We start from the raw sequence: 5,487 nt of genomic DNA, 5'->3' as shown, positions 1-5,487 counted from the left end.
GCCCGGCATGCCCGAGGAACTGCGCGGCACCTATGCCGGCCTGGCCCACCCCGCATCCATCGCTCATTTCAAGCGCCTGGGCGTGACGACGCTGTCGCTGCTGCCGGTGCACTACTGCATCGACGAGCCCCACCTCGCCGAGCGCGGCCTGCACAACTACTGGGGCTACAACACGCTGGGCTTCTTCTGCCCGGACCCGCGTTGGGCGAATGCGGCTCACCGCCACGACCCCACGGCCGTGACGGCCGAGTTCCGCCGCATGGTCGACGCGCTGCACGCCGCCGGTCTGGAGGTCGTGCTCGATGTCGTCTACAACCACACGCCCGAGGGCAACGAGTTCGGCCCGACGCTGAGCTTGCGTGGCCTGGACAACGCCACCTGGTACCGGCTCGTCGCGGATGACAAGAGCCGCAATGAGAACCTGACCGGCTGCGRCAATACCGTCAACTGTGCCCACCCGCGCGTGACGCAGTTCGTGCTGGACTCGCTGCGCTACTGGGTCGCCGAGATGGGCGTCGACGGCTTCCGCTTTGACCTGGCGCCGGTGCTGGGCCGCACGAACCAGGGCTATGACCCGAATGCCGCCTTCTTCACCGCGCTGCGCCAGGACCCGTTGCTGGCCGGCGTGCACCTGATCGCCGAGCCCTGGGACGCGGCCTACGACGGCTACCAGGTCGGCCGCTTCCCCGGCCGTTTCCTGGAGTGGAACGACAAGTTCCGCGACGCCGTGCGCGGCTATTGGCTCGGCGCCGGACCGGGCGTCGGGCGCGGAGAGCTGGCGCGGCGCTTCATGGCCTCGAGTGATGTCTTTCACCATGGGCAGCGGCTGCCCACCGCCTCCGTCAACTTCGTGGCCGTTCATGACGGCTTCACGCTGGCAGACCTGACGAGCTATTCCACCAAGCACAACCACGCCAATGGCGAAGAGAACCGTGATGGCCGCGACGGCGAGCTCTGCGCCAACTTCGGTGCCGAAGGCCCGACCGAGGACGCCGCCATCAACGCCACCCGCGAACGCGTTCGCCGCGCTTTGCTGGCCACGCTGCTGCTGGCGCAAGGCACGCCGATGCTGTGCGCCGGTGACGAGATCGGCAATGGCCAGGGCGGCAACAACAACGCGTATTGCCAGGACAACGGCATCACATGGCTGAACTGGGACCAGGCTGAAGGCCGCACGACCGAGCTCGTCGCGCAACTGCTGACCCTGCGCGCGAGCGAGCCGCTGCTGCGCCACCCGCGCTGGTTTGCCAGTGGCCCGGCAGACGCCAGCATTGCCTGGTACGCGCCCAGCGGCCACGAGATGAGCCCGCACGACTGGCACGACGCCGGCCAGCGCGCTTTCGGCGCCCAGCTGCGCGAAGCGGATGCCGGCGCACCGCGGCTGATGATCGTCTTCAACCCCGACCCGGCGCCGCTGCCTTTCCTGCTTTGCAACGGGCCCTGGCAGCTCGTGCTCGACAGCAGCGGCGAATCGGCCGCGCCCCTCGTTCTTCCCGGCCAGCCGCTCAATGTGCCGGCCCGTTCCCTCGTCGTACTGCGCCACGCATGAACCTGAACCAACGCTCCTCGGGTGTGCTGCTGCACATCACCTCGCTGCCCGGCCCCCATGGCATGGGCGACTTCGGCCCCGACGCTTATCGTTTCGTCGACTGGTTGCAGTCCGCCGGCCAGTCCGTCTGGCAGTTGCTGCCGACGACACCCATCGGCCCCGGCGACAGCCCCTACCAGGGCGTGTCGGCCTTCGCCGGCAGCCAGTGGATGGTGGCGCTGGAACCGCTGATCGCCAAGGGCTGGCTGGCTCAACCCCATGTTCCCTCCTTCAATGGTGCTCTGGTCGACTACGGCACGGTCACGCCCTGGCGCGAGCAGCAGTTGCGCGCCGCGGCCAAGGGCTTCTTCGCCAACGCGGCGGACGCGGACCGCATCGCCTTCGCCAAGTGGTGTCTGGAAGCGCAGAGCTGGCTGGACGACTACGTCCTCTTCATGGCCATCCGCTCGCCGCTGAACGGCCAGCCGTGGTGGGAGTGGAGCGAAGGCCTGAAGAAGCGTGAGTCCGCGGCACTGGCGGCGGCGCGCAAGGACTACGCCGACGAGATCGCCTTCTGGCAATTCGTGCAGTGGCAGTTCGACGTGCAGGCCGGAGCGCTCAAGAGCTACGCCAACGAGCGCGGCGTCCACATCATGGGTGACCTGCCCATCTTTGTCGCCCACGACAGCGCCGACTGCTGGTCGCGCCCGGACCTTTACGAGCTGGACGACAACTTCCAGACCACGGTGGTGGCCGGCGTGCCGCCCGATGACCTCGGCCCGCTCGGCCAGCGCTGGGGCAACCCGCTCTACCGGTGGGACAAGATGGCCGACGAGAACTACGCCTGGTGGACGGCCCGTATCCAGCGCGCGCTGACGCAGGCCGACGTCTTTCGCATCGACCATTTCCGCGGCTTTGCCGGCTACTACGAGATTCCCGCCAGCAGCCCCGACGCCACGCAGGGCCAGTGGCTGACCGGCCCGGGCATGGCCCTCTTCGACGCCATCAGGCAAGCCCTGGGCCCGCTGCCCATCGTGGCGGAGGACCTGGGCTTCATCACCGATGACGTGCACGCGCTGCGCGATGGTTGCGGCTTCCCCGGCATGAAAATCCTGCAGTTCGCCTTCGGCGCCGAGGGCGACCACGAATTCCTGCCGCATATGTGGCCCAGGGCCTCGGTGGCCTACACCGGTACGCATGACAACGACACCGTGCGCGGGTGGTGGGACCAGGCCAAGCCTCGCGAGCGCGCCTTTGCCGGCTCTTACCTCGCCTGCGGCGACCACGACGTGCACTGGGCCATGATCCGCGCCTGCGCGAATTCGGTGGCCAACATGGCCGTGTATCCGCTGCAGGACGTGCTTGGCCTGAACAGCGCCCACCGCATGAATGTGCCCGGCGTGCTGGGTGGCAACTGGGGTTGGCGCTTCCACTGGGGCATGCTGGGCAGCGAGCCGGCGCGCGTGCTCGGCCTCATTACCGCGGCTTCGGGCCGGGGCCCGTTCGAGCTGTTGAAGCTGCCCGCCTGACGCTGCAGGCCGCCTTCCCCCTGAACCGGGGGGCGGTTTGGCTTCATCGGTAGCACGTTGTTGATCAATCAGAGGGGCGGGCTGCGGGGCATTTCGCTAGCATCGGCCGGTTTCCTCGGTGCGCCTTTGCGCCGGGGCGCTTCCAAAGAAGGTCCACCATGCAGATCAAGACCCTTGCCGCCGCCGCGGCCCTGCTCGTTTCCGGTCTGGCCAGCGCCACCACGACGCTGAACGCCGGCTCCTACTCAGTCACCTACGACGAAACCACCACGGGCTTCGGCTGGATCAGCAGCTGGTTCACTGCCGGTGGCGGCGCTGTGGGCTTCGATTGGTCGGTGGACCCGTCGGTGAACGTCACGAGCGTGGGTGGCGCGGCGATGTCGGCCACTTTCGCCATTCCCGACTTCACCATCTCGGTCAACCCGGGCTACGCCTTGAGCGGTGCCGTCATGTCCAGCCTGGGCAACATCGTCTACGCCCAGAACGGCGGCGCGACGACGTCGATCACCGCGACGGGCATGGTCTCGCTGGATGGCGGCGCGCCCATGGCGTTGCCTTCTGCACCCCTGACGCAGACGGTCATCAACCCCTTCTTGGGCTATTTCTCCGGCTCCACCAGCGTGCCGGTCGGCGCGTTCAGCAGCTTCGCCGTGACGGGCGCTTCCATCACGCTGAATGCGTCCGGCGGCAGCTTCGCCGCCATCGGCGCGCAGCCGCAGAACAAGCTGAGTTTCGCGTTCACCGCAAACCCCGTACCGGAACCTGAGACCTACGCGCTGCTGCTCGCCGGCCTGGGTGTTGTCGGCCTGCTGGCACGCCGCCGTCGCCCCTGCTGATAGGCGTTCGCCTCGGCAACAAGGGCTCCGCAAGGAGCCCTTTTCCGTTCAGCGCGAGACTTCCAGGATCAGCGGGCTGCGCGCCGCCACCGTCAGCGTGGCGCCGAGGCTGAACTCCCGGTCACCGAGGACGTCGCGGGCACGGTCACCCGCGGCCACGCGCTCGCTGAAGCGGGACAGCGCCAGATTCACCGGCTCGGCGCTCTTGTTCAGCACGACCATGACGGTGCGGTCGGCTTCGTAGCGGAAGAAGATATGGCAGCCGTCCAGCGGTGCGTACTGCATCAGCGCGCCGTCGTGGATGGTGGTGGCGCCCTTGCGCCAGTTGAAGAGGCGGCGCGTCCAGTCCTGCATCTCACGCTGCTCGGCCGTCAGGCCCGCGCCGGTGAAGGCGTTGACGGTGTCGCCGGGCCAGCCGCCGGGCATGTCGGCGCGCACGCGGCCGTCGTCGCGCTCCACGGGGCTCTGCATCAGCAGTTCGCTGCCGTAGAAGAGCTGCGGAATGCGGCGCGTCGTTGCGAGGTAGGCCAGCGCGATCTTGGTCAGGCCGACATCGCGCTTGAGCAGCGAAAACAGGCGCGGCGTGTCGTGGTTGCCGTCGAACAGCACGAGGTTGGCCGGGTCGGGGTAGACGAAGTCATGCGCCAGCCCCTCGTAGAGCTTGGTCAGGCCGGTGTGGGCGCCGTCGTCCTCGGTCAGCGCGGCCAGCAGATTGCCCTGCAGCGGGAAGTCCATCAGGCTGGGTGCGTATGACACATAGCCGTCGTGGTTCTTCTTGCCGCGCTGCCAGTAGGACACGACGGCCGGGTGCGGGCTCCATTCCTCGCCGACGATGTTCAGGCGCGGGTACTCCTGCATGACGCGGGCCGACCAGCGGGTCAGGAAGTTGCGGTCGGAGTAGGAGTAGGTGTCGGTGCGGATGCCCGACAGGCCGAAACGCTCGACCCACCACAGCGTCATCTGCGTCAGATAGGTGGCCAGCTCCGGCCGGCGCTGGTTCAGGTCGGGCATGCCGGGAACAAACCAGCCATCGGTGAAGCGCAGGCGGTCGCTCGGCGACGCGTAAGGGTCCTGCAGCGTCATGCGCGCGTGGTGGGTTTCGGTGTATCCGGCTGGCCATTGGTTGACCCAGTCCGGCGCCGGCAGGTCGGCCATCCACCAGTGGCCGCTGCCGATGTGGTTGAGCACGATGTCCTGGATGACGCCGACGCCCTGGGCCCGAGCCTCGGTGGCGAAGGCGCCGAAGTCGTCGTTCGTGCCGAAGCGCGGATCGATCTTGTAGAAGTCCGTCGCCGCATAGCCGTGATAGCTGTACCTGGCGCTGTTGTTCTCGACCAGCGGCGTCGGCCAGACCTGGGTGAACCCGAGCCCGGCGATATAGCCCAGGTGCTGGCGCATGCCGGCCAGGTCGCCGCCGTGGCGGCCGCCGGGGTCGTCGCGGTGGATGCCTTCCTTCATGTCGGCGGGCTTGCCGCTGCCGCCCTGGGCGAAGCGGTCCGGCACGACGAGATAGATGGCGTCCCTGGGGCCAAAGCCCTGGCGCTGCGCCGAGCCCGGCGCGCGGGCCAGCAGCGGGTAGCGCAGCGTCGTGCCG

At 68.3% G+C, this 5,487-nt stretch carries 4 protein-coding genes; 3 read left to right on the top strand and 1 reads right to left on the bottom strand.

All coding sequences use genetic code 11. From position 1 onward, the window contains the following. The 3 genes from glgX to AC1DU6_RS18985 form a co-directional block, all read left to right on the top strand. On the top strand, positions 1 to 1,549 hold a 1,549-nt coding region (gene glgX / locus AC1DU6_RS18995; RefSeq protein ID WP_477858892.1), incomplete at its 5' end, for a glycogen debranching protein GlgX. After that, on the top strand, positions 1,546 to 3,057 hold the full coding sequence (gene malQ / locus AC1DU6_RS18990; RefSeq protein ID WP_477858891.1) for a 4-alpha-glucanotransferase: 1,512 nt from the start codon (positions 1,546 to 1,548) through the stop codon (positions 3,055 to 3,057). The genes glgX and malQ, both read left to right, overlap by 4 nt. Before the next feature lie 158 nt (positions 3,058 to 3,215). Continuing rightward, positions 3,216 to 3,893, top strand: coding sequence for a PEP-CTERM sorting domain-containing protein (locus AC1DU6_RS18985; RefSeq protein ID WP_457446321.1), 678 nt, complete (start codon positions 3,216 to 3,218; stop codon positions 3,891 to 3,893). Between the two features lie 48 nt (positions 3,894 to 3,941). On the opposite strand, the gene AC1DU6_RS18980 is transcribed toward AC1DU6_RS18985, so the two are convergent. Next, a partial coding sequence (locus AC1DU6_RS18980) for an alpha-amylase family glycosyl hydrolase (protein WP_477858889.1) occupies positions 3,942 to 5,487 on the bottom strand: 1,546 nt, incomplete at its 5' end.

The sequence above is a fragment of the Roseateles sp. P5_B10 genome, from assembly GCF_056400485.1.
Note: the sequence above shows the minus strand (reverse complement) of the source record. Positions and strands in the feature narration are given on the sequence as shown.